Annotated in this window: 21 protein-coding genes and 1 other RNA gene; 19 read left to right on the plus strand and 3 right to left on the minus strand. The window is 63.0% G+C overall.

The genetic code is table 11. From position 1 onward, the window contains the following. Positions 1-96: 96 nt before the first annotated feature. The 8 genes from AC0L2P_RS03400 to AC0L2P_RS03435 all read left to right on the plus strand — a co-directional run bounded on the left by AC0L2P_RS03400 (position 97) and on the right by AC0L2P_RS03435 (position 9,382). Positions 97-1,980 carry an extracellular solute-binding protein gene (locus AC0L2P_RS03400; protein ID WP_473499842.1) on the plus strand — a complete coding sequence of 628 codons (1,884 nt, stop codon included), beginning with the start codon at positions 97-99 and terminating at the stop codon, positions 1,978-1,980. Further along, entirely contained in the window at positions 1,980-3,848 is a 1,869-nt protein-coding gene (locus AC0L2P_RS03405) for an extracellular solute-binding protein (protein WP_473499843.1), read from the plus strand. The genes AC0L2P_RS03400 and AC0L2P_RS03405 overlap by 1 nt, the downstream gene beginning before the upstream one ends. A 30-nt stretch (positions 3,849-3,878) precedes the next feature. Continuing rightward, positions 3,879-4,973: a microcin C ABC transporter permease YejB gene (locus AC0L2P_RS03410; protein ID WP_473499844.1), complete on the plus strand. Its 1,095-nt coding sequence runs from the start codon at positions 3,879-3,881 to the stop codon at positions 4,971-4,973. After that, a complete protein-coding gene (locus AC0L2P_RS03415) occupies positions 4,973-6,112 on the plus strand; it encodes an ABC transporter permease (RefSeq protein WP_473499845.1) in 1,140 nt (379 codons plus the stop codon). The genes AC0L2P_RS03410 and AC0L2P_RS03415 overlap by 1 nt, the downstream gene beginning before the upstream one ends. 120 nt (positions 6,113-6,232) lie before the next feature. Further along, positions 6,233-6,466 (plus strand): hypothetical protein, encoded by a 234-nt coding sequence (locus AC0L2P_RS03420; protein WP_473499846.1) that lies wholly within the window; start codon positions 6,233-6,235, stop codon positions 6,464-6,466. Continuing rightward, a complete protein-coding gene (locus AC0L2P_RS03425) occupies positions 6,466-6,720 on the plus strand; it encodes a hypothetical protein (protein WP_473499847.1) in 255 nt (84 codons plus the stop codon). The genes AC0L2P_RS03420 and AC0L2P_RS03425 overlap by 1 nt, the downstream gene beginning before the upstream one ends. After that, positions 6,717-8,345, plus strand: a complete 1,629-nt coding sequence (locus tag AC0L2P_RS03430) for an ABC transporter ATP-binding protein (RefSeq protein ID WP_473499848.1) — start codon at positions 6,717-6,719, stop codon at positions 8,343-8,345. Before AC0L2P_RS03425 ends, AC0L2P_RS03430 begins: the two co-directional genes overlap by 4 nt. 95 nt (positions 8,346-8,440) lie before the next feature. Then, entirely contained in the window at positions 8,441-9,382 is a 942-nt protein-coding gene (locus tag AC0L2P_RS03435; RefSeq protein ID WP_473499849.1) for a 2-hydroxyacid dehydrogenase, read from the plus strand. A 23-nt stretch (positions 9,383-9,405) separates the two neighbouring features. Here AC0L2P_RS03435 and AC0L2P_RS03440 read toward each other — a convergent pair whose 3' ends face one another. The 3 genes from AC0L2P_RS03440 to AC0L2P_RS03450 are packed head-to-tail and all read right to left on the minus strand — an operon-like array spanning position 9,406 to position 11,133. Then, entirely contained in the window at positions 9,406-9,708 is a 303-nt protein-coding gene (locus AC0L2P_RS03440; RefSeq protein WP_023676866.1) for a Dabb family protein, read from the minus strand. Between the two features lie 25 nt (positions 9,709-9,733). Further along, entirely contained in the window at positions 9,734-10,675 is a 942-nt protein-coding gene (gene nudC / locus AC0L2P_RS03445) for an NAD(+) diphosphatase (protein ID WP_473499850.1), read from the minus strand. 38 nt (positions 10,676-10,713) lie between these two features. Next, on the minus strand, positions 10,714-11,133 hold the full coding sequence (locus AC0L2P_RS03450; protein ID WP_023676868.1) for an HIT family protein: 420 nt from the start codon (positions 11,131-11,133) through the stop codon (positions 10,714-10,716). A gap of 517 nt (positions 11,134-11,650) precedes the next feature. Here AC0L2P_RS03450 and ffs point away from each other — a divergent pair. From ffs to AC0L2P_RS03505, 11 genes are all read left to right on the plus strand, one after another. Next, positions 11,651-11,747: signal recognition particle sRNA small type (ffs, locus tag AC0L2P_RS03455), an RNA gene on the plus strand. Between the two features lie 104 nt (positions 11,748-11,851). Continuing rightward, on the plus strand, positions 11,852-13,672 hold the full coding sequence (locus AC0L2P_RS03460) for a DNA polymerase III subunit gamma/tau (RefSeq protein ID WP_473499851.1): 1,821 nt from the start codon (positions 11,852-11,854) through the stop codon (positions 13,670-13,672). Positions 13,673-13,704: 32 nt separating this feature from the next. After that, positions 13,705-14,028, plus strand: a complete 324-nt coding sequence (locus AC0L2P_RS03465) for a YbaB/EbfC family nucleoid-associated protein (RefSeq protein WP_473499852.1) — start codon at positions 13,705-13,707, stop codon at positions 14,026-14,028. Positions 14,029-14,219: 191 nt separating this feature from the next. Then, positions 14,220-15,158, plus strand: coding sequence for a cell wall hydrolase (locus tag AC0L2P_RS03470; RefSeq protein WP_473499853.1), 939 nt, complete (start codon positions 14,220-14,222; stop codon positions 15,156-15,158). Between the two features lie 281 nt (positions 15,159-15,439). After that, complete coding sequence (gene recR, locus AC0L2P_RS03475; protein WP_473499854.1) at positions 15,440-16,045, plus strand: recombination mediator RecR; 606 nt, start codon at positions 15,440-15,442, stop codon at positions 16,043-16,045. Between the two features lie 28 nt (positions 16,046-16,073). Next, positions 16,074-17,324: a lytic murein transglycosylase gene (locus AC0L2P_RS03480; protein ID WP_473499855.1), complete on the plus strand. Its 1,251-nt coding sequence runs from the start codon at positions 16,074-16,076 to the stop codon at positions 17,322-17,324. A gap of 199 nt (positions 17,325-17,523) precedes the next feature. Next, positions 17,524-19,167: an ABC transporter substrate-binding protein gene (locus AC0L2P_RS03485; protein ID WP_473499856.1), complete on the plus strand. Its 1,644-nt coding sequence runs from the start codon at positions 17,524-17,526 to the stop codon at positions 19,165-19,167. An 18-nt stretch (positions 19,168-19,185) separates the two neighbouring features. Then, positions 19,186-20,253: an ABC transporter permease gene (locus AC0L2P_RS03490; RefSeq protein WP_473499857.1), complete on the plus strand. Its 1,068-nt coding sequence runs from the start codon at positions 19,186-19,188 to the stop codon at positions 20,251-20,253. Between the two features lie 13 nt (positions 20,254-20,266). Continuing rightward, positions 20,267-21,187: a nickel transporter permease gene (gene nikC, locus AC0L2P_RS03495; RefSeq protein ID WP_473499858.1), complete on the plus strand. Its 921-nt coding sequence runs from the start codon at positions 20,267-20,269 to the stop codon at positions 21,185-21,187. Then, positions 21,184-22,017 (plus strand): ABC transporter ATP-binding protein, encoded by an 834-nt coding sequence (locus AC0L2P_RS03500; protein ID WP_473499859.1) that lies wholly within the window; start codon positions 21,184-21,186, stop codon positions 22,015-22,017. Before nikC ends, AC0L2P_RS03500 begins: the two co-directional genes overlap by 4 nt. Next, positions 22,014-22,760 (plus strand): ABC transporter ATP-binding protein, encoded by a 747-nt coding sequence (locus tag AC0L2P_RS03505; protein ID WP_473499860.1) that lies wholly within the window; start codon positions 22,014-22,016, stop codon positions 22,758-22,760. Before AC0L2P_RS03500 ends, AC0L2P_RS03505 begins: the two co-directional genes overlap by 4 nt. The last annotated feature ends 252 nt before the right edge of the window (positions 22,761-23,012 follow it).

The raw sequence follows: 23,012 nt of genomic DNA on the forward strand, positions 1-23,012 counted from the left end.
ACAAAGCCGCTCGGTTGCGGTTTTCAGCGGCGCCAAATGATCTAGATTGGGCCCAGACGCTATGGTGACGGCGCTATATCGCGAAGAGGAGAACGCATGACGGGTGGCCGAGCGCGGACGCTTCTGAAATCAGTGCTGATGCTGGCTGCTTTTGCCGGCGGCCTGCAGGCGGTCTTAGCGGACGAATGGCGCACGACCTCGTCGCTGATCGGCGAATCCAAATATGGCAACAATTTCAAGCGCTACGATTACGTCAATCCGGATGCACCCAAGGGCGGCACGATGAATTCGGTGGTGCTCGGCACGTTCGATAGCTTCAATCCCTACATCGTGCAGGGTTCGCCGGCCGCCGGCTTCGCGCAGTTCGGCGGCGGCCTGCTCTACGACACGCTGATGGAGCAGGCGACCGACGAGGGCAGCACCAGCCATCCGCTGATCGCCGACGCCTACAAATATCCGGCTGACTATTCCTCGGCCACCTACCGGCTCGATCCGCGGGCGAAATGGCATGACGGCCAGCTTATCACCACCGACGACGTGATCTGGTCGTTCCAGGTGCTGAAGGCCAACAGCCCGCAATATAGCCGCTATTTCGAAAACGTCACCGACGCGGTCGCCATCTCAGACCGCGAGGTCGAGTTCCATTTCAACCAGAAGGGCAACCGGGAGCTACCGAAGATCATCGGCGATCTCGTCGTGCTGCCCAAGCACTGGTGGGAAGGCACCGACGCCAGCGGCAAGAAACGCGACGTCACCAGACCGACGCAGGAGCCGCCGCTCGGCTCGGCCGCCTACAAGATCGCCAGCTTCAAGCCGGGGACCGAAATCATCTGGCAGCGCGTGCCCGATTACTGGGCGGCCAAGCTGCCCGTGAAGATCGGCCGCGAGAATTTCGACAGGCAGCGTTTCACCTATTTTCTCGACGACAATGCCGCCTGGCAGGCCTTCACCAAGGGCGGGCTTGACGACATCAAGCCGGAGAACAGTTCGAGGCGCTGGAACACGGCCTATAATTTCCCGGCAGTCCAGGCCGGCGATGTCATCAAGAAGGAATTCAAGACCGCGTCGCCCGAACCGATGCAGGCCTTCATGCTCAACACCAGGCGCCCGCTGTTCCAAGATCGCCTGGTGCGCGCCGCCTTGATGTATCCGTTCGATTTCGAGACGATGAACCGGACCCTGTTCTTCGGTTCCAACACCCGCACCAGCAGCTATTTCCAGGGCACGGAACTGGCGTCGAGTGGCCTGCCGCAAGGCAAGGAACTGGAAATACTCGAGCAGTACCGTGACAAGCTGCCGCCTGAAGTCTTTACCCAGGAATTCAAGCTGCCGGTCTACGACACCCCGCAGGCGGAGCGGAAATACCTGAAGACGGCGGTCGATCTGTTCGCCAAGGCAGGCTGGGTCATCAAGGGCGGCAAGATGGTCAACGCCAAGACCGGCGAACCGTTCAAATTCGAGATGCTCGGTTGGAACGACACCGACCAGGTGATCGCCAGCCCTTATGTCGCCAATCTGCGCAAAATCGGTGTCGACGCGACGCTGCGCCTGATCGACCAGACCCAGTATATCAACCGCGTCACCCATTTCGACTTTGACGTGGTCACTTCGATACTCGGCCAGTCCGACTCTCCCGGCAATGAACAGCGCGATTTCTGGAGCTCCAAGGCCGCCGATTCGCCGGGATCGCGCAATTACGCCGGCATCAAGAATCCGGTCGTCGATGCGCTGGTCGACCGGATCATCTATGCCACCGACCGCGACGATCTCGTTGCCGCCACCCATGCGCTCGACCGGGTGCTGTTGTGGAATTTCTACGTCGTGCCGCAATATTACCGCGCCGTGGTCTGGCTGGCCTACTGGAACAAGTTCGGTATGCCGGAAAAGCAGCCCGCCTATAGCGGCGTCGACCAGAATTCCTGGTGGATCGATCCGGTCAAGGAAAAGGCGCTGGCGGCCAAATACAAGAGTGGCAATTGATGGCTGCGCTGCCCCGTCGCGACTTTCTCGCCCTGGGCGGTGCCGCGGCGGCCGCAGCGCTGCTGCCCTGCCGGGCTTTCGCCACCATCCCGAGCGGCGTGAAACTGCACGGCCTGTCGGCCTTCGGCGATCTCAAATACGGACCGGATTTCGCGCATTTCGACTATGTAAATCCGGACGCTCCCAAGGGCGGCCGGATGAATTTCGCTCCGCCGAACTCCACCCTCAATCAGAGCTTCCTGACTTTCAACACGCTGAACTCGCTGGTGTTGAAGGGGGATTCGCCGCCGCGCACCGAGCTCTGCTTCGATACGCTGATGGCAAGGGCAGTCGATGAGCCGGATGCGGTCTACGGTCTGCTTGCCAAATCCGTCACCTTGTCGCAGGACCGCAATGGCTACCGCTTCAGCCTGCGGCCACAAGCGCGTTTCCATGATGGTTCGCCGCTGACCGCCGAAGACATTGCTTTCGCCTTGAACCTCTACAAAGACCGCGGACATCCGAACCTTTCCCAAGCCCTGCGGCATATGACGGATGCGGTCGCAATCGATCCGCTTACGGTCAACCTTACCTTCAACGGCCAGCAATCCGCTCAGAACATCCTCGCCATCGTCGTGATGCCGATCGTGTCGAAAGCCTTCTACACCGCCAATGATTTCGACGCCTCGACGTTGATTCCACCGCTCAGCTCCGGACCTTACAGGGTGGGACGGGTGGTGGCCGGGCAGACCGTCGAATATGAGCGCGTCGCCGACTATTGGGGCCGCGATCTGGCCGTGAACCGCGGCAGTTATAATTTCGACCGCATCCGTATCGATTTCTACCTTGATCGCCAGGCAGCCTTTGAAGCGTTCAAGAAAGGCGATACGCATTTTCGCGAGGAGTTCACCTCGCGGGTATGGGCGACCGGCTACGACTTTCCGGCGCTGAAGGACGGCAGGGTCGTCAAGCGCGAATTTCCCGGCGAGAAAACGCCCTCGATGCAGGCTGTCGCGCTCAACCAGCGCCGTCCTCAGTTCCGCGACATACGCGTGAGACGGGCAATCGCCTGTTGCTTCGACTTCGAATGGACCAAGCGGGTGTTGTTTTTCGACTCCTACGAGCGTTCGCAATCGAACTTCGAGCGATCGGACTACAAGGCCGAGGGCCTGCCCTCATCCCAGGAACTGAAACTCCTGGAGCCGTTTCGAGCCGAATTGCCGCCGGAGACCTTCGGCGAACCGGTGATGCAACCCGTCTCCGACGGTTCCGGACACGACCGCAAGCTGCTGCGCGAGGCTTCGACGCTGCTTGCCGAAGCCGGCTGGAAGCGAGTGGGCAATTTCGTCGTCAACGACAAGGGCGAGCGACTGCAGGTGGAAATGCTGGCCGAGGACGAAGGCCTCGTTCGCATCTTCGCCCCGTGGTCCGAGAATATGAAGGCGATTGGCATCGACGCTTCGATCCGGCAGGTCGATTCGACGCAATTCGAAGCGCGGCAGAGCAATTTCGACTTCGATTTCAACATGCTCGCATGGTCGATCGGAGCGACGCCCACCATCGACGGTTTGGAGATCCTCTACGCTTCCCGGATGGCGAAAACGCCGGGAATGCGCAACTATCCGGGTACGGAAAACAAAGCCATCGACGTGCTAATCGAGGCAGTCGGCAAGGCGCAGGGCCGCATCGAACTCGTCACCGCGCTCAATGCGCTCGATCGGGTCTTGCGCGCACGGCTGGACTGGATTCCAACATATCATCTGGCGAATCACCGAGCGGCGTTCTGGGACATGTTCGGTTTTCCCGCTCAAAAGCCGGATTACGACTTCCCGGTCGAGACGTCGTGGTGGTTCGATAAAGACAAGGCGGCAGAGATTGGCAAAGCCTGAAATTTTCGCACAAGCGAGGCAGGGAGCCTGATGGGCGCCTATATACTGCGCCGCATTCTGTTGATGATCCCGACGCTGTTCGGCATCATGGCGGTGTCCTTTGCCGTCATCCAGTTCGCGCCGGGCGGTCCGGTCGAGCAGGTCATCGCCAGGCTGACCAACCAGGGCGGCAGCGATCGCCTAGGCGGCGGCGGGGGTGATGCCGGCGGCGCCAATTTCGATGTCGCCGGCGACGTCGGCTCGAAATACCGTGGCGCGCAAGGGCTCGACCCTGAATTCATCAAGAAGCTTGAGAAGCAGTTCGGCTTCGACAAGCCGCCGCTCGAGCGCTTCGGCATGATGTTGTGGAACTATTTCCGCTTCGATTTCGGCGACAGCTATTTTCGAGACATATCGGTGCTCGACCTGATCCTGGAAAAGATGCCGGTGTCGATCTCGATCGGGCTGTGGATCACGCTTTTGTCCTATCTGATCTCGATCCCGCTCGGCATCCGCAAGGCGGTCAAGGACGGCTCCACCTTCGACGTCTGGACCAGCGGCGTCGTCATCGTCGGCTACGCCATTCCCGGCTTCCTGTTCGGCATATTGCTGATGGTGCTGTTTGCCGGCGGCTCGTTCTGGGACTGGTTTCCGCTGCGCGGCCTCACCTCCGACAATTGGGACCAGCTGTCGTGGCCGCAGCGGATCGTCGACTATTTCTGGCATATGATCTTGCCGCTGACGGCGCTGGTGCTGTCGGCCTTCGCCACGACGACCCTTTTGACCAAGAATTCCTTCCTCGAGGAAATCCGCAAACAATATGTGGTCACCGCCCGCGCCAAGGGCCTGTCGGAGCGGCAGGTGCTATACGGCCACGTCTTTCGCAACGCCATGCTGATCGTCATCGCCGGTTTTCCCGGCGCCTTCATCTCGGCCTTCTTCACCGGCTCGCTACTGATAGAGAACATCTTTTCGCTCGACGGCCTCGGCCTGCTCGGCTTCAACTCGGTGGTGCAGCGCGACTATCCGGTGGTCTTCGCCAATCTCTACATCTTCTCGCTGCTTGGCCTGTTCGTCGGGCTGTTGTCAGACCTGATCTACACCTGGGTCGATCCGCGCATCGACTTCGAGCGGAGAGACGTCTGATGGCGCAGGCCACCGCCGAAACGGCACCGCCTCGGATCGCGCGGCCCTTTCTGTCGCCGCTCAACCAGCGGCGCCTGCAGAACTTCAAGTCCAACCGGCGCGGTTACTGGTCGTTGTGGATCTTCCTGTTCCTGTTCGTGCTGTCGCTGGGTTCGGAACTGGTCGCCAACGACAAGCCGATCATCGCCTCCTACAAGGGCGAGATCCTGTTTCCCGTCCTGGTCGCCTATCCCGAGGAGAAGTTCGGCGGCTTCTATGCCGTCACCGACTACCGCGACCCGGTCATCCAGGACGAGATCAATGCCAATGGCTGGATGGTCTGGCCGCCGGTGCGCTACTCCTACCAGACCGTCAACAATGCCATTCCAGAGGCAGCACCGACCAAGCCGTCCTGGCTCTACGACAAGAAAACGCGCTGCAACCAGTATCCGAAAGGCGAGGCGGACCCCAATTGCATCGTCGGCAACTGGAACTGGCTCGGCACCGACGACCAGGCCCGCGACGTGCTGGCGCGCGTCATTTACGGCTTCAGGATCTCGGTGCTGTTTGGCCTGATCCTGACTGCCGGCTCGGCGCTGATCGGCGTGGCGGCCGGCGCTCTGCAGGGCTATTTCGGCGGCTGGACCGACCTTCTGTTCCAGCGCTTCATCGAGATCTGGTCGGCGATCCCGGTGCTGTATCTGCTCTTGATCGTCGCTGCCATCCTGCCGCCCGGCTTCTTCATCCTGCTTGGGCTGATGCTGCTGTTCTCCTGGGTGGCGCTGGTCGGCGTGGTAAGGGCCGAATTCCTGCGCGCCCGCAACTTCGAATATGTCAATGCGGCGCGCGCGCTCGGCGTGTCCAACATCACCATCATGTTCCGGCATCTGCTGCCCAATGCCATGGTGGCGACGCTGACCTTCCTGCCTTTCCTGCTCAGTGGATCGATTTCGACGCTGACCTCCCTCGACTATCTCGGCTTCGGCCTGCCGCCCGGCTCCGCCTCGCTCGGCGAGCTGTTAAAGCAGGCGCAGCGCAACCTCAACGCGCCCTGGCTCGGCATTTCCGGCTTCGTCGTCATCTCGCTGATGCTGTCGCTGCTGGTCTTCGTCGGCGAGGCGACGCGCGACGCCTTCGATCCGCGCAAGACGTTCAGATGAGAGCGATGCGGGCTGGCATCCGGCATGTTATATTCCGGCCGATATCGAGCGAACCTGGACCCATAACGGTGTTGGCGTCCGTTCAGTCCGTCAATCCGCACGTTGGGAAAGGAAAGGGTTATGAATAAGGTTATCCTTGAACACTACCCGGCATCGAAGCTCCCGGATGAACTGCGAAGAGGCATAGCTCCGAGCGCCTCGGTCAAGGTGACAGTGGAAGAGGAGGCCAACAGGCCTCTTGGCCGCGAACAATTGCTTGAACTCATGCGGAATGCTCAGGCCAACGCGCCGGGAACAAGCCTCGACGAGGCTGTCGCGCGTGTTCGTGCCCTCCGCGATGAGTGGGAGGATTGATGGCTGCAGTCCGGCCTTATGTCGACACCAATATTTTCATTTATGCCTTTGAAAACAACGATGCGCTTGCGAAAAAACTGCTTCAGCTCATTTCACTGAACGACGGCAGAAAGCAGACCGCGGACACGAGATTGAAAGAGACCTATTCTATCGCATCAAATCGTCTCGTTCCCCCTCAAATGGCAGCCAAAATTTCGATCATACGACCGGAAATTTCGTCCTTGGACAGGGTTGTCGCGGAAGTCGAGCCATGACCGTCCCTCTCCTTTCCGTCCAGGATCTCAGCGTCGCCTTCACGCAAGGCGGCGACCAGTCTATCGCCGTCGACCATATCTCCTTCGACCTCGCCAAGGGCGAGACGGTGGCGCTGGTTGGCGAATCCGGCTCCGGCAAGTCGGTCACCGCGCTGTCGGTGCTGAAACTGCTGCCCTATCCGACCGCCAGCCACCCGTCGGGAAAGATCCTGTTCCTCGGTGCGGACCTGCTTGCCGCCGACGAGAGAGACCTGCGCCGCGTGCGCGGCAACAAGATCACCATGATCTTCCAGGAACCGATGACTTCGCTCAACCCGCTGCACACGATCGAGCAGCAGATCGTCGAGGTGCTGAAGCTGCACCAGGGCCTGGGCGATCGCAAAGCCAAGGCGCGCACGCTGGAACTTCTGCACGAGGTCGGCATCCGCGAACCGGAGAAACGGCTCGACGCCTATCCGCACCAGCTTTCGGGCGGCCAGCGCCAGCGCGTAATGATCGCCATGGCGCTCGCCAACGAGCCCGAACTTTTGATCGCCGACGAGCCGACGACGGCGCTCGACGTCACCGTTCAGGCGCAGATCCTCGAATTGCTGGCCGGCCTGAAAAGCCGCAAGAACATGTCGATGCTGTTCATCACCCACGATCTCGGCATCGTCAGGAAGATCGCCGACCGGGTCTGCGTGATGACCAAGGGCAAGATCGTCGAGACCGGCCCGACCAAGGAGATATTCGCTAATCCGCAGCACGCCTACACGCGGCATCTGCTTGCCGCCGAGCCGAAAGGCAAGCCGCCGGCGGCCAACCAAGCCGCCAAGCCGGTGATGGTCGGCAAGGACGTCAAGGTCTGGTTCCCGATCAAGAAGGGCTTCTTCCGGCGCACCGTCGACAATGTGAAGGCAGTCGATGGTATCGACGTCACCGTGCGGGCCGGCCAGACGCTTGGCGTCGTCGGCGAATCCGGCTCAGGCAAGACGACGCTCGGCCTGGCGCTGGCCAGGATGATCTCGTCGACCGGGGCCATCGAGTTCAACGGACGCGGCATCGATCAGCTGTCCTTCAACGAAATGCGGCCGCTGCGGCGCGAGCTGCAGATCGTCTTCCAGGATCCGTTCGGCTCGCTCAGCCCGCGCATGTCGGTCGCCGAGATCATCGAGGAGGGGTTGAAGATCCACGAGCCGAAGCTGTCGCCCGATGCGCGCGACGAGCGTGTCGTCGACGTGCTGAAGGAAGTCGGCCTCGATCCGGCGACGCGCAACCGCTATCCGCACGAATTCTCCGGCGGCCAGCGCCAGCGCGTCGCCATCGCGCGCGCCATGGTGCTCAACCCGCGCTTCGTCATGCTGGACGAGCCGACGTCGGCGCTCGACATGAGCGTGCAGGCGCAGGTCGTCGATCTCTTGCGCAGCCTGCAGGCCAAGCACGACCTCGCCTACCTCTTCATCAGCCACGATCTGAGGGTCATCCGCGCGCTCGCCAACGAAGTCATCGTCATGCGCAATGGCAGGATCGTCGAGGCCGGCCCTTCCGAACAGATTTTTGGCAATCCGCGGACCGACTATACAAAGGCGTTGATCTCGGCCGCCTTCAAGATCGAAACGGCGCCGGTCGGCATCGTCAGCGAGTAGATTTTCGCCAGAGATCATGCACAAAGTCAAAACGCTGCCGCGCCCTTGCGCGTCGGGACGCGAACGCTGTTGGTAAAAGGGAAAAACAATCCGCAATGGAAAAAGGCCGCATCCTGCTTGCCCTCACCGGTATTCATCCGCTGCGCTGGCGCGAACTGCTGTCAGCGGAGCGCGAAGTGGTGCTCGAGCCGAATGGTGCCGGCGATCCTTCGATCACCTATGCTGTGGTGTGGAAACAGCGGCCGAACCTGTTGTCGTCGCTGCCCAATCTGCGGGCCATCTTCTCGATCGGCGCAGGCGTCGACCACATTTTCGCCGATCCCACCTTGCCCGACGTACCGGTCGTCAAGGTGGTGGCCGACAACCTTACCCAGTACATGACCGAATACGTCGTCTGGCGGGTGCTCGACCACCATCGCCAGGGCATGCTCTACCGCGCCCAGCAGCAGAAGAAGATCTGGCACGAACCGCAGCAGCGGCCGGCCGGCGACATCTCGGTCGGCATTATGGGGCTCGGCACGCTTGGCCGCGCGGCGGCATCGGTGCTGTTGTCGCTCGGCTTTCCCGTTAATGGCTGGTCGCGCAGCGATCGGCCGATGCAAGGTGTCTCGACTTACGCGGGCGAGGCCGGCCTGATCCCGTTCCTAAACGCCACCGACATCCTGGTGGTGCTTCTGCCGCTGACGCCTCAGACGCACGGCATCATCAACCACGGCGTGCTGAAGGAGCTGCGCAAGCGCAACGGCCTCGGCGGCTCGGTGCTGATCAATGCCGGGCGCGGCAGGCTGCAGAAGGACGCCGACATTTTGCGCGCGCTGGACGACGGCACGCTGAAGGAAGCCAGCCTCGACGTGTTCGAGGTCGAGCCGCTGCCGAAGACCAGCCCGCTATGGAGCCATCCGAAAGTGTTCGTGACGCCGCACGCGGCGGCGACTTCCGATCCGGTCCACCTGGCGCCGATCATGCTGCGTCAGATGGATGCCTTCGAGCGCGGCGAAGCGCTGGAAAATGTGGTGAACCGCGACGCGGGATATTGATTTTTCAAAGCGCCGCTTCTCAGTCAGCCCCAGCCGAGCGGCACGTAGTCGATCTCCATGAAGGCCTCGACCTCCGGGATCCAGCGGTCGCGGACGAAGGCGACGTGGTCGGGATGGTCGTTGTAGCCGGAATAGGCCCGCTGATCGGCGAACTCCATCGAGAAGCCGAAGCGGTAGTCGTTCTTGGGACTGACCTGCCGCAACTGCTCGAAATGCGTGACGCCCTTAATCGCCGTGAGGATTCTCTTGGCGTCGGCGAGGAACCTTTTTTCCTCGAGCGAATGCGGCGGGTGTTTCAGCGTGAACACGACGGTATGACGGATCATTTACTGCTCCTGCGATGTCCCTGCGTTAGGCGCTGTCGGCCCAGGCGCGGATGAGGTTATAGGCGATCGCCCCCTTCGGCGGCGTCACCAGGCCGCCTGGATGCTCGCGGGCCAGCATCGAAAGCACCTCGTCGCGAAAGAACCAGCGGCAATCTTCCAGCTCGTTGAGGTCGGGGTGGATATCGTCGTTGAGCGGTTCGCCGAAGCAGCCGATCATCAGCGAATAGGGGAACGGCCAAGGCTGGCTGGCGTGGTAGACGACGCGCCCGAGCCTGATGCCGGCCTCCTCCAGCGTTTCGCGGCGCACCGCCGCCTCGATCGTCTCGCCCGGCTCGATGAAACCGGCGAGCGCCGAATACATGCCGGGCCCGAAATGACGGCCGCGGCCGAGCAGGCATTTTTCGCGCGTTGCCGTCAGCATGATCGCCACCGGGTCGGTGCGCGGAAAGTGCTCCGTCCCGCAGGCCGGGCAGTGCCGCTTGTAGCCGCCGGCCCGCATCTCGGCTTCGGTGCCGCATTTGCTGCAAAAGCGATGGCTGGCATGCCAGGCGAGCAGCGCCGCCCCCTGCGCCAGCGCGCCGGCCGCCGCTTCGTCGATCAGCCCCTGCATATAGACCGAGCGATAGTCGATGGCCTTGATCGTCTCGGGAAGCTGCTCGGGCTCGACCCCGGCTGGCACCGCCAGCACCGGGCCGCTTTCGGAAAAGCCAAGCAGGACGCCGTTTTCGAGCGATGCCTCGAGCGGCCGGCTTTCGGCCGCGCCGAACCAGGGGTCGAATGCGCCTTGCGCAAGCTTCAAATAGAGCCGGCCGCCACGCATCAGCAACAGCCGCGCCGAGGGATCGGCGAGCGCTTTTCCGACGGAATCGTCGGCGCGGTTTTCGGACTGCCGATCGATAATGTTGCCGGCGAAGCCGACGAACTGGCTCGGCTCGCGCAAGGGCGCGTCAAACAGGCGAAAGCTCATGCAGACTCGGGAAGGTTCAAGGTGGACACGAGAGAGGCTTATAGCGCTGCCTTGATCTTTTCCGCAAACTTGCGAAGGTCGGAGCGCTGATAGGGCTCGCGCAGCCCGTGCCCCCACACCGGGCCGGGCCAGCCGGGATCGCCTTCCGAGCGCGCAATGACGTGTACATGCAGCTGGCGCACGATGTTGCCGAGTGCGCCGGTGTTGATCTTGGTGCAGCCGGTCACCCGCTTGAGCGCCAGCGCCACCATGTTGGTCTCGAAGGTCAGCATCGCCTGGTCGAGCGGCGTCATGTCGTGGATTTCCTCGATGCCCGGCCGCTGCGGCACCAGCAGCAGCCACGGCCAGCGGCGGTCGTTCATGACGCGCAATTCGCACAGGCCGAGCCACATCAGCTGTTCGCTGTCGGCTTCCAACTGGGCATCAAGCGTGAATCCGGCCTTGAGGCCCGGCAGCATCGGCGTTTTCCTCACATTTTGACGTTTTTTGAACTTTATGGACGCTAGAGCGGCTGCCGGGGGGCCGCAAGGGGCAGCAGGCAACATTGGCCGTCCTGGCGCTGATTGTGTGCGAAGAAGTGAAGGTATGGCCGGTCAAGACCTGGGTTCCTCGCCCCCGCGAAGCGGGGGAGAGGTGGCCGTGAAGCGGCCGGAGAGGGGGCCTTCGTAGGGCGCAGTCCCCTCTCCGTCTCGGCTTCGCCGAGCACCTCTCCCCCACTTTCGTGGGGGCGAGGAACCCAAGCTGGAATGAAGCCACGATTCTTTGCGCCCCCTCTGGCCTGCCTCCCGGCTCCTTTCACAAAGGCGCATCCGCGATTTTCTCCGACGGCGCTGCCGGCAGCTATGCTACTAATCTGGGTATGGTGCTAATTGGCTCCAACGACCCGCCCGCCGAGGCGGGTTTTTGGTTTCAGCTTTCGCCGTCGCCTATTATCCGCACTTGCATTTCACCGCCGGATTGCCGATATGGAGGCTGGGAGGTTGGTGGTGGACGGTCCACTCGCCAACCGGGTCAGGTCCGGAAGGAAGCAGCCCTAACGAGCCCGGAACGGGTCATTGTTCCAGCCTCCCGCCTCTTCGCCTTTTGCCCAGACATTGACGGCGCCAAGCCGTGCGGGCGAAACTATGCGCAGGAATCGGCCGCCTCCAGTGGCGGCCCTTGGAGCTTAACGGGCGAATGAGCGAAGCCGGAAACGAGGCCGGAAAATTGGACAAGCCTGCCGCTTATCGCGTGCTGGCGCGCAAATACCGACCGTCGAATTTCTCCGAGCTGATCGGCCAGGAGCCGATGGTCCGCACCTTGACCAATGCCTTTGCCACCGGCCGCATCGCCCAGGCCTGGATGCTGACCGGCGTGCGCGGCGTCGGCAAAACGACGACCGCGCGCATACTGGCGCGGGCCCTGAATTACAAGACACCGACCGTCGACCAGCCTTCCGTCGACCTTGCCGTGCTCGGCGAGCATTGCCAGGCGATCATGGAAGGACGCCATGTCGACGTCATCGAGATGGACGCTGCCTCGCATACCGGCATCGACGACATCAGGGACATCATCGAGCGCGTGCGCTACGCCCCGGTGTCGGCGCGCTACAAGGTCTACATCATCGACGAAGTGCATATGCTTTCCAACCAGGCCTTCAACGGCCTGCTGAAGACGCTTGAAGAGCCGCCGCCGCACGTCAAGTTCATCTTCGCCACCACCGAAATCCGCAAGGTGCCGATCACCGTCCTGTCGCGCTGCCAGCGTTTCGATCTCAGGCGCATCGATGCGGCGATGATCAAGGCCGACCTTGCCAGGATAGCCGGTCTGGAGGGCATCGAAGTCGAAGACGATGCGCTGGCGATGATCGCGCGCGCGGCCGAAGGTTCGATGCGCGATGCGCAGTCCATACTCGACCAGGCGATCGCCCATGGCGGCGGCGCGGTCAGCGCCGAAGCGGTGCGCGCCATGCTCGGCCTCGCCGACCGTGCCCGCATCGTCGACCTGTTCGAACATGTCATGAAGGGCGATGTCGCCGCCGCACTTGCCGAATTCCGTGCCCAGTACGACACCGGCGCCGATCCTGCCGCTGTGCTGACCGACCTTGCCGAGTTCAACCATCTGGTCACCCGCCTGCGTTTCGTGCCGGCTGCCGTCGACGACGCCTCGCTGTCCGAGGACGAGCGCCGTCGCGGCGCCGATTTCGCCAGCACGCTGTCGGTCAAGGTGCTGTCGCGGACGTGGCAGATGCTCTTGAAAGGCATTCCCGAGGTGCAGACCTCCAACCGCCCGGTCAGCGCCGCGGAGATGGTGCTGATCCGGCTGGCGCATGCCGCCGACCTGCCGACGCTGGACGAGGCGCTGAAATCGCTGGAGAGCGGCGGTGCCCTGCCGGGCGCCGCGCCGCGCGTGAATGGCACGCCGGCAAGCCCCGGCCCGGCAAACCATGCGCCTGCAGGCGGCGGCGCCGTGGCGCAGACGCGGATGCCGACGGCCAATGGCGGCGCGCAGACCATGCGCCTGGTCGAGGCCGAGCCGGTGCCGACCAATTTCGTTGCTCCGCCGGAGCCGGTGGTCGAGGCGCCGCCGGTGCCGATGAAATCGCTGGCCGACATTGTCGCCCTTGCCGACGCCCAGCGCGACATGGCCTTCAAGGTGCTGGTGAAGCGTTGCGTGCGCCTGGTGCGCATCGAGCCCGGCCGTATCGACGTCAGCCTGACCGACGATGCGCCGAAGATGCTGCTCAACGATTTGACCGCCAAGCTGCGCGCCTGGACCGGCCGCAACTGGCTTGTGTCGCTGTCGAAGGAGGAGGGCGGCCAGACCTTGGCCGAGATGGAATCGACAAAGCGCGAAAACGCTTTCCTCGATGCCAAGAGCGACCCGACGGTCGCCGCCATCCTGGCACGCTTTCCTGGCGCCAAGATCATCGACGTGCGCATTCCCGACGCGCCGGAAGCCGATGCGGCCGAGGCCGAAGTGCCGGTCGAGCCGCCGGCCGACGACGACGAAACCTGAAACAACCAGCACCAACTGCAAAGGACCGTGCGATGAAGGATCTTCTCGGCCTGATGGGCAAGGCAAAGGAAATGCAGGCCAAGTTCCAGGCCATGCAGGATGAGATCGCCACGCTGGAAGCCACCGGACAGGCCGGCGGCGGCCTGGTCAGCGTGACGCTGACCGGCAAATTTGAGATGAAGTCGTTGAAGATCGACCCGTCGCTGTTCAAGGAGGACGAGGTCGAGATTCTCGAGGACCTGCTCCTCGCTGCCCACAACGACGCCAGGACCAAGGTCGAGCAGATCATGCAGGAAAAGACCAAGGCGCTGACCGCGGGACTGCCGATACCGCCGGGAATGAAGCTGCCATTCTAGAAACGCTAACAGCCCCATGACCGAGGAGCCGTCCGCCAGGCCCGTTCTGCTTCCGCTGAAATACTCCCCGCCGTCTGTGTCTATTGGGCAACACCCCACACTTAATAACGCTTTAGCCATCTTTTTGCCTGAAAGTGTCTCATTCTTGCCGCAACCAGGGGCGGGCTGGCAGCAGAATGAGGGGACGCCTGTTGATCTCTACCCGATGGAAGACGCCGTTGCGGCTCGGCGTCGTTATCTCGCCGCTGTTTTTGGCCGCTTGCAGTCAGACCGCCTCGCACGGCATGTCCAGCCTGACCGATGCCATTACGCCGAGTTTCCTGAGCTCGCGCTCCTACCATTCCACACCGAAAGAAAAGGAATGCCTGGAGCGGGCGATGTTCTTCGAGTCCAACCGGTCGAGCCGTGACGGCATGATCGCGGTCGGCACCGTGGTGATGAACCGGCTGCGGTCGGGCAAGCATGGCAGCACCATCTGCGAGGTCGTCGGCGAGCGCGGCCAGTTCGCGCCGGGCGTTATGACACGGCCGATGAATTCAAAGGCGATGCCCGATGTCGAGGAAGCCGCCGAGGCGGTGCTCAAGGGCGAACGCAAAGCCAAGCTGAAGAACACCATGTATTTCCACACCGCCGGCCTGCGTTTCCCCTACAACAACATGCATTACACCATGGTCGCCGGCGGCAACGCGTTTTATGAAAAGCGCGGCCGCAACTGGCAGCCGCTGCCGGACGAGCCGGTGGTCGCGGTGGCCCAGGCCAAGCCGCAAGCGCCGGCCGCTCAGGTCATACGTGTCGCCTCGGCCGAGCCGGCACGCGAGGCCAAGCCGATATTCGCCAAGGCAACCTATGTGACCGCCGCCGCATCGCAGCCGGCAAAGCAGACAAGGGTGACTGCCGGGATAGCGACCACTGAGAGGGCGCCGGCGGAGAAGCCGATACTTGTGGCGCTGCAAGAGCCAATGCAGGAACCGGACGCGGCTCGTTTTGGCGGAACCGTGAGCGCCCGGCCTGTCACGTCGTTCCAGGCCGCGCCGGCGGAGCCGACAATGTCGTTCGAGACGACGCCCGAGAACACCGACGCCATCGGCGCGATGATCGCCGGCCAGACCCGGCCGCTGGAGGAAAACTGAGGCGGTCGACGTCGGCGCGCCATACAGGGAGAAATGCCCGGTCCACCCTCCGCAGCTGCTGCGGAGGACGGGCAGGGCAATGAAGGGCGGCGCAAACCTAAAGCGATTGCCTCTTTTCGGGCTGAACAGCACGCGCTTCAGCGCTGTTCCAAAACCCGTTGAAAAATCCTAGAGCCTGATCCATTCCGATAGACCGAAATGGGGCTCTATCGTCTTGTTTGACCATGATCTTTTCCGAAAACCGGTTTCCACTTTTCGGGATCATGGTCTAAACCGGTGCGATGTCGAAGCGAATCGCCGGTCCCGAGATCGAACGCCTGATCCAGCTGCTGGCCAAGGTGCCGGGGCTCGGCCCGCGTTCGGCACGCCGCGCCGCGCTTCACCTCATCAAGAAGAAGGAACAGCTGCTGGCGCCGCTCGCCGCCGCCATGGGCGAGGCGGTCGACAAGGTGTGTATCTGCTCGACTTGCGGCAATGTCGACACCTCCGATCCATGCATTGTCTGCACCGACCCGCGCCGCGACCCCACCACGCTCATCGTCGTCGAGGACGTAGCCGACCTTTGGGCGCTGGAGCGGGCGACCGCCATGAACGTGCGTTACCATGTGCTCGGCGGTACGCTGTCGCCGCTCGACGGCATTGGTCCCGATGAACTCAACATCCGTTCGCTGGTCGACCGCGTCGCCGGCGGCGAGGTCAAGGAAGTGATCCTCGCCGTCAATGCCACCGTCGAGGGCCAGACCACCGCGCACTATCTCACCGACCAGCTTTCCGGCTTCGACATCAAGGTGACGCGCCTGGCGCATGGCGTTCCGGTCGGCGGCGAGCTCGATTATCTCGACGAAGGCACGCTGGCTGCGGCGCTCCGCTCGCGGACGGTGTTTTGAGGCGAGTTGCAGGGAGGGTACTTCCGAGATGATTGCGTTCCGTCGGCTTTGCGGATTGGCGATCTTTCTTGCAGTTCTCTTTGCCTTCCTCCCCGCCACTCCCGCCTCCGCAGCACCAATCGACGAACAGTTCCGCGCCTGGCTTGGCAACGATCTCTGGCCCGAAGCCAGGGCCAAAGGCATCTCCAGGAAAACCTTCGATGCCGCATTCGAGGGCGTCAAGCCTAACCTCAAACTGCCCGACCTGGTGAAGCCGGGGGAGAAGGCGACGACGCCGCGGAAGCAGCATCAGGCCGAGTTCGGTTCGCCCGGCGCCTATTTCGCCGAAAGGATAGTCCGTGCGGTGACCGTCGGCGGCCGCACCCGTGAGGCAGCCAACGCCAGCACGCTGGCCGCGATCGAGAAGCGTTACGGCGTGCCCGGCGAAGTGCTGCTGGCGATCTGGGGCCGCGAGAGCGGCTTCGGAGCGGCAAAGCTGCCCTATGACGCCTTTGAAGTGCTGGGCACCAAGGCGTTCATGTCGACCAAGAAGGAATTCTTCCGCACCGAGCTCCTGGCGGCGCTGGAGATCGTCGAGCGCGGGCTTGCCCCGGTCGGTGTGATGAAATCGTCCTGGGCCGGTGCACTCGGCCAGCCGCAGTTCATGCCGACTTCGTTCCTCAAGCATGCCGTCGATTTCGATGGCGACGGCCGCACCGACATCTGGAATTCGACGCCCGACATACTGGCCTCCATTGCCAATTACCTCGTGCATTATGGCTGGGTCAGAGGCCGCGGCTGGGGCTTCGAGGTGACGGTGCCGGACAGCGTGTCCTGCTCGCTCGAAGGTCCCGACCAGGGCAAGAAGATTTCGCAATGGGCTGATATGGGCATCAGGCGTGTGTCGGGCAAACCGTTTCCGGCGAGCGAACTGAAGGCCGAGGGCTTTCTTTTGATGCCGGCCGGGCGTAGCGGCCCGGCCTTCATCGTCACCCCCAATTTCTATGTGCTGAAGCAGTATAACACCAGCGATCTCTATGCCCTGTTCATCGGCCATGGCGCCGATCGCATCGCCCATGGCGACAGCAATTTCTCGGGTAATTGGGGCGCAGTCGGCGGGCTCTACCGCTCCGACATCGCCGCCTTGCAGCGGGCGCTGGAAGCGAAGGGCTACGATGTCGGCAGCGCCGACGGCCTGCCCGGCTTCAAGACGCGCCGCTCGATCGGCAAATGGCAGGCCAGCAACGGCCGTTCCGCCACCTGCTTTCCCGACGCCGAGCTGGTTACCGCGCTGAAATAGCCGGGTTTCCGCACCGCCGGTCTGGCCCAATCGACCGTTCCGCAAATGCTCGTTGCCGCGCTCGAAACCGCCGGATATGGTGAACCGGAACGCACAAAAAATTGCCAAGACGACGGTACCGGATCACCGTTCGACGCGGCAAGAAATGCCACAACCCTGAGCCGGGAACTCAGGTCAACAAAAACAGGGAACAGTCAAAATGATGATGGAAAAGTTTGCTCTACGCTCCCGCTTCTTGCTCGCGGGCGCGGCCATGTCCGCGCTGCTTCTGGCCGGTGCGCCTGCCTTCGCGGTCACGCCCGCCGACACGCTGGTCGAGGGGTTCGCCATCGACGACATCATCTCCATGGATCCGGGCGAGGCATTCGAACTGTCGACCGCCGAGGTTACCGGCAATACTTATGATCTTCTTGTCCGCCTCGACCTCAGCGACACCTCCAAGGTCAAGGCCGATCTCGCCGAAACCTGGAGCGTCTCCGACGACGGCCTGACCTACACGTTCAAGCTCAAGCCCGGCTTGAAGTTTGCCTCGGGTAATCCGATCACGGCGGCGGACGTTGCCTATTCATTCGAGCGCGCCATCAAGCTCGACAAGAGCCCGGCCTTCATCATCGGCCAGTTCGGCATCGATGGCGGCAACGTTACCGAGAAGGCGAAGGCCGTTGATGACACGACCTTCCAGTTCACCGTCGACAAAGCCTATGCGCCGAGCTTCGTGTTGAACTGCCTATCGGCGACTGTCGCCTCGGTCGTCGACGCCAAGCTGGTCAAGGAGCATGTCGCCGCGGTCACGCCGAGCGCCGACTACAAATGGGACAATGATTTCGGCAATGCCTGGCTGAAGACCGGCTATGCCGGCTCCGGTGCCTTCAAGCTGCGCGAATGGCGCGCCAACGAAGTCGTCGTCCTCGAGCGCAACGACAATTACTACGGCGAGAAGGCCAAGCTTGCCCGCGTCATCTATCGCAACATGAAGGAAAGCTCGGGCCAGCGCCTGGCGCTGGAAGCCGGCGACATCGACGTTGCCCGCAATCTCGAGCCGAACGATCTCGACGCCATCGCCAAGAATGCCGACCTCACAACCACCAGCGCGCCGAAGGGCACGGTCTATTACATCAGCCTCAATCAGAAGAACGCGAACCTCGCCAAGCCCGAGGTTCGCCAGGCGTTCAAATATCTGGTCGACTACGATGCCTTGAGCACGACAATCCTCAAGGGCATCGGCGAGATCCACCAGACCTTCCTGCCCAAGGGCGTGCTAGGCGAGTTGGATGAAAATCCGTTCAAGTTGGACGTCGCCAAGGCCAAGGAACTGCTTGCCAAGGCGGGTCTCGCCGACGGCTTCAGCGTCACCATGGACGTGCGCACCGGGCAGCCGACGACGGGCATGGCGGAATCCATCCAGCAGACGTTGGGGCAGGCCGGCATCAAGCTGGAGATCATCCCCGGCGACGGCAAGCAGACGCTGACCAAATATCGCGCCCGCAACCACGACATCTATATCGGCCAGTGGGGCCAGGACTATTTCGACCCGAACTCCAATGCGCAGACCTTTGCCAGCAACCCGGACAATTCGGATGAAGGCAAGACCAAGACGCTGGCCTGGCGCAACGCCTGGGACATTCCGGACCTGACCAAACAGACCGAAGCCGCTCTGCTCGAGAAGGACGCGGCCAAGCGCGCCGCAATGTACCAGGATCTTCAGAAGAAGATCCTGGACACCAGCCCCTTCGTCATCATCCACCAGCAGCTGGAAGTGGCCGGCCTGCGCAAGAACCTCAAGGGCTTTGCGCTCGGCCCGAGCTTCGACACCAACTTCGTCGGCCCGGTCTCGAAGGAGTGATGCCGGCGGACGCGCCGCATGAGCTTGGCTGAAAGCGAAGCGACGGCGCGGCGCGGCAGCGCCCGCGCCGTTGCCGTGGCCTCGTCGATCGCCCGGTTCCTGGTCATCGCGATAACGACCTATCTTGGTCTGCTCGCGGTGACCTTCTTCATCGGCCGCGTCATCCCTATCGATCCGGTTCTGGCGGTGCTCGGCGACCGGGCGCCGGCCAATGTCGTCGAACGAACGCGCCGCGAGATGGGCCTCGACCTGCCGCTGGTCGAGCAGTTCTACATCTATGTGAAAAACGCCCTGAACGGCAATTTCGGCACCTCGGTGCTGACCACCAATCCTGTGATGACCGATATCCGCCGCGCCTTTCCGGCGACAATCGAACTGGCAACGCTGGGGACGCTGATCGGTGCGTTCATCGGCGTGCCGCTCGGTGTCCTGGCCGCGGTCCGGCGCGGCAGCATCGTCGACCAGATCGTGCGCATCATCGGCCTTGTCGGCTATTCCGTGCCGATCTTCTGGCTGGGGCTGCTGGCGCTGGTGCTGTTCTACGCCAAGCTGCAATGGGTCGCCTTTCCCGGCCGTCTCGATATCGTCTACGAATACACGTTCACGCCGATTACCGGATTTTTCCTGCTGGATGCACTGTGGCAACGGCAGTGGGACGTATTCGCCGATGCCTTCCGCCACATCATCCTGCCGGCCTCGCTGCTCGGCTATTTCTCCCTCGCCTACATCAGCCGCATGACGCGCTCGTTCATGCTGAACGAACTCACCCAGGAATACATCGTCGCGGCGCGCGCCAAGGGCCTGTCGGAAACGCGCATCATCTGGGGCCATGCGCTGCGCAACGCCGCGGTGCCGATGGTCACGGTGATCGCTCTGTCCTATGCCGGGCTGCTCGAAGGCTCGGTGCTGACCGAAACGGTGTTTTCTTGGCCGGGCATCGGCCTCTACATCACCAACTCGCTGCAGAACGCCGACATGAATGCCGTGCTCGGCGGCACGATCATCATCGGCTCGGTCTTCATCGGCATCAATCTTTTGTCCGACCTGCTCTACCGGCTGCTCGACCCCAGGACCAAGGCAGGATGAGGACCAAAGCAGGATGAGCGCAGAAGCGATTCAAACCCGCCGCGACTGGCTGCTCAGCGAGCGGCCGGCGTCGCGCATGCAGGCAAGGCTCGGCCGCGCCTATGTGGCCTGGCGGCGCTTTTCGGCCAACCGGCTGGCGTTTCTCGGCCTGCTCATCATCATCGCCTTGCTGTTGGTCGCAGCCTTCGCCGATGTGCTGGCGCCCTATTCGCCGACGTTCGGCGACCTCAAGGGCTCGCGGCTGCTGGCGCCGAGTGCCGCCCACTGGTTCGGCACCGACGATCTCGGCCGCGATATCTATTCGCGCATCATCTTCGGCTCGCGCTGGACACTGTACGTCGTCGTTCTGGTTGCCGTCATCGCCGCACCCATCGGCTTGCTGGTCGGCACCGTCGCCGGTTATGCCGGCGGCTGGACCGATGCGATCCTGATGCGCATCACCGACATCTTCCTCGCCTTTCCGAAGCTGATCCTGGCGCTGGCTTTTGTCGCCGCACTCGGCCCCGGCATCGAAAACGCCGTGCTTGCCATCGCCATCACCTCGTGGCCGCCCTATGCCCGCATCGCGCGCGCCGAAACGCTGACGGTGCGCAATTCCGATTACATCAAGGCCGTTCAACTGATGGGCGCCTCGCCGTTCCGCATCGTGCTTCGCCACATCATGCCGCTCTGCGTCTCCTCGCTGATCATCAGGGTGACGCTCGACATGGCCGGCATCATCCTGACCGCCGCCGGCCTCGGCTTCCTCGGTCTCGGCGCGCAGCCGCCGCTGCCGGAATGGGGCGCAATGATCGCGTCGGGCCGCCGCTTCGTGCTCGACCAGTGGTGGGTGGCGGGCGCGCCGGGCTTTGCCATCCTCATCGTCAGCCTCGGCTTCAACCTGCTCGGTGACGGCCTGCGCGACGCGCTCGATCCCCGAAGCGGCGACCAATGAGCACGCTTCTCGAAGTCGACGACCTGCGCGTTACCTTCCCGACGCGCACCGGCCTGATCGAGGCGGTGCGCGGCGTTTCCTTCTCGCTCGGCCGCGAGCGGCTCGGCATTGTCGGCGAGAGCGGTTCGGGCAAGTCGCAGACCGGCCGCGCCATCATGGGCCTCACCCCGCCGCAGGCCGAGGTGACCGCGAAGACGCTCGCTTTTGACGGCATCGACCTGCTTGCCGCCTCGCCGCGCGAGCGCCGCGCGCTGCGCGGCAAGCGTATCGCCATGATCCTGCAGGATCCGAAATATTCGCTCGACCCGGTGATGAGCATCGGCCGCCAGATCGTCGAGACGCTGCGTACGCATGAGAAAGTCTCCAGGGCCGAAGCTCGAGACCGCGCGCTTGCCATGCTGGAGGCTGTGCAGATCCGCGATCCGGCCCGTGTCTTCGACCTGCATCCGCACGAGGTTTCCGGCGGCATGGGCCAGCGCGCCATGATCGCCATGATGCTGATCGCCGGGCCGGAAATGATGATCGCCGACGAGCCGACCTCGGCGCTCGACGTCACCGTGCAGCTTGACGTGCTCGGCATCCTCGACCGGCTCGTCAGCGAGCGCGGCATGGGGCTGATCTTCATCTCGCACGACCTGCGCCTGGTCTCGTCTTTCTGCGACCGGGTGATCGTCATGTATGCCGGCAAGGTGGTCGAACAGCTCAAAGCCTCGGAGCTCGGCCGCGCCCAGCATCCCTACACGCGCGGCCTGCTCAACTGCATGCCCAAGATCGGCGCCGACCGCCACCCGCTGCCGGTACTCGACCGCAAGCCGGAGTGGGCGGCATGACGGCAGCCCTTTCCGTCGACAGGCTGGAGGTGGTCTTCGACCGCTTCCGCGCGCTGAAAGGCGTTAGCCTCGAGGTGCAATCCGGTGAATCTTTCGGCCTGGTCGGCGAGTCCGGCTCCGGCAAGTCGACGCTGCTCAGGGCAATCGCCGGGCTGGCGCCGGCCGCATCGGGCACTATCACCGTCAACGGCAAAACGCTCGGCGCGCGTCGCGACAAGGCGTTCTACCGCGAGGTGCAGATGGTCTTCCAGGACCCGTACGGTTCGCTGCACCCGCGCCAGACCGTCGACCGCCTGCTGCAGGAGCCGCTCGCCATCCACGGCTTCGCCGACGGCGAAAAGCGCATCCAGCGGGCTCTGGACGAGGTCGGCCTGGGCACCGGTTTCCGTTTTCGCTATTCGCATCAATTGTCCGGCGGCCAGCGCCAGCGCGTGGCGATCGCCCGTGCCCTGATCCTCGAACCGTCGATCCTGCTGCTCGACGAGCCGACTTCGGCGCTCGACGCTTCGGTGCAGGCGGAAGTGCTGAACCTGCTGGAGGAGATCCGGCGGCGCCGCAAGCTGACCTTCCTGATGGTCAGCCACGACCTCGCCATCATCACCCATATGTGCGAGCGGCTGATGGTGATGCAGAACGGCGAGGCAGTGGAGAATCTGGCGGCCAACGATCTTGTCGAGCGTCACGTGACAAAAGATTATACGCGCAATCTGTTGCGAGCGAGCGAGGGGTTCGTCAGGGTGTAGATCCCCACGCCCCGCTCTGTCGCGCCCCCCTCTGGCGTGCCGGCCATCTCCCCCACGGGTGGGGAGATTGGCTGTCATTGATGGTTTCGCCAATCACGAACCCTTGCAGAAGCAGCGCTGCCGGCGAAGCTGCCGATCTCCCTCCTTGTGGGGGAGATGGCCGGCACGCCAGAGGGGGCGCGAAGGAATGCGACGCGGCGGCAGGCCCAACGAGCCGGCGACGGTGCCAACTTGAGGAAAATATGAAATAAC

The sequence above is a fragment of the Mesorhizobium sp. WSM4836 genome (assembly GCF_055811815.1).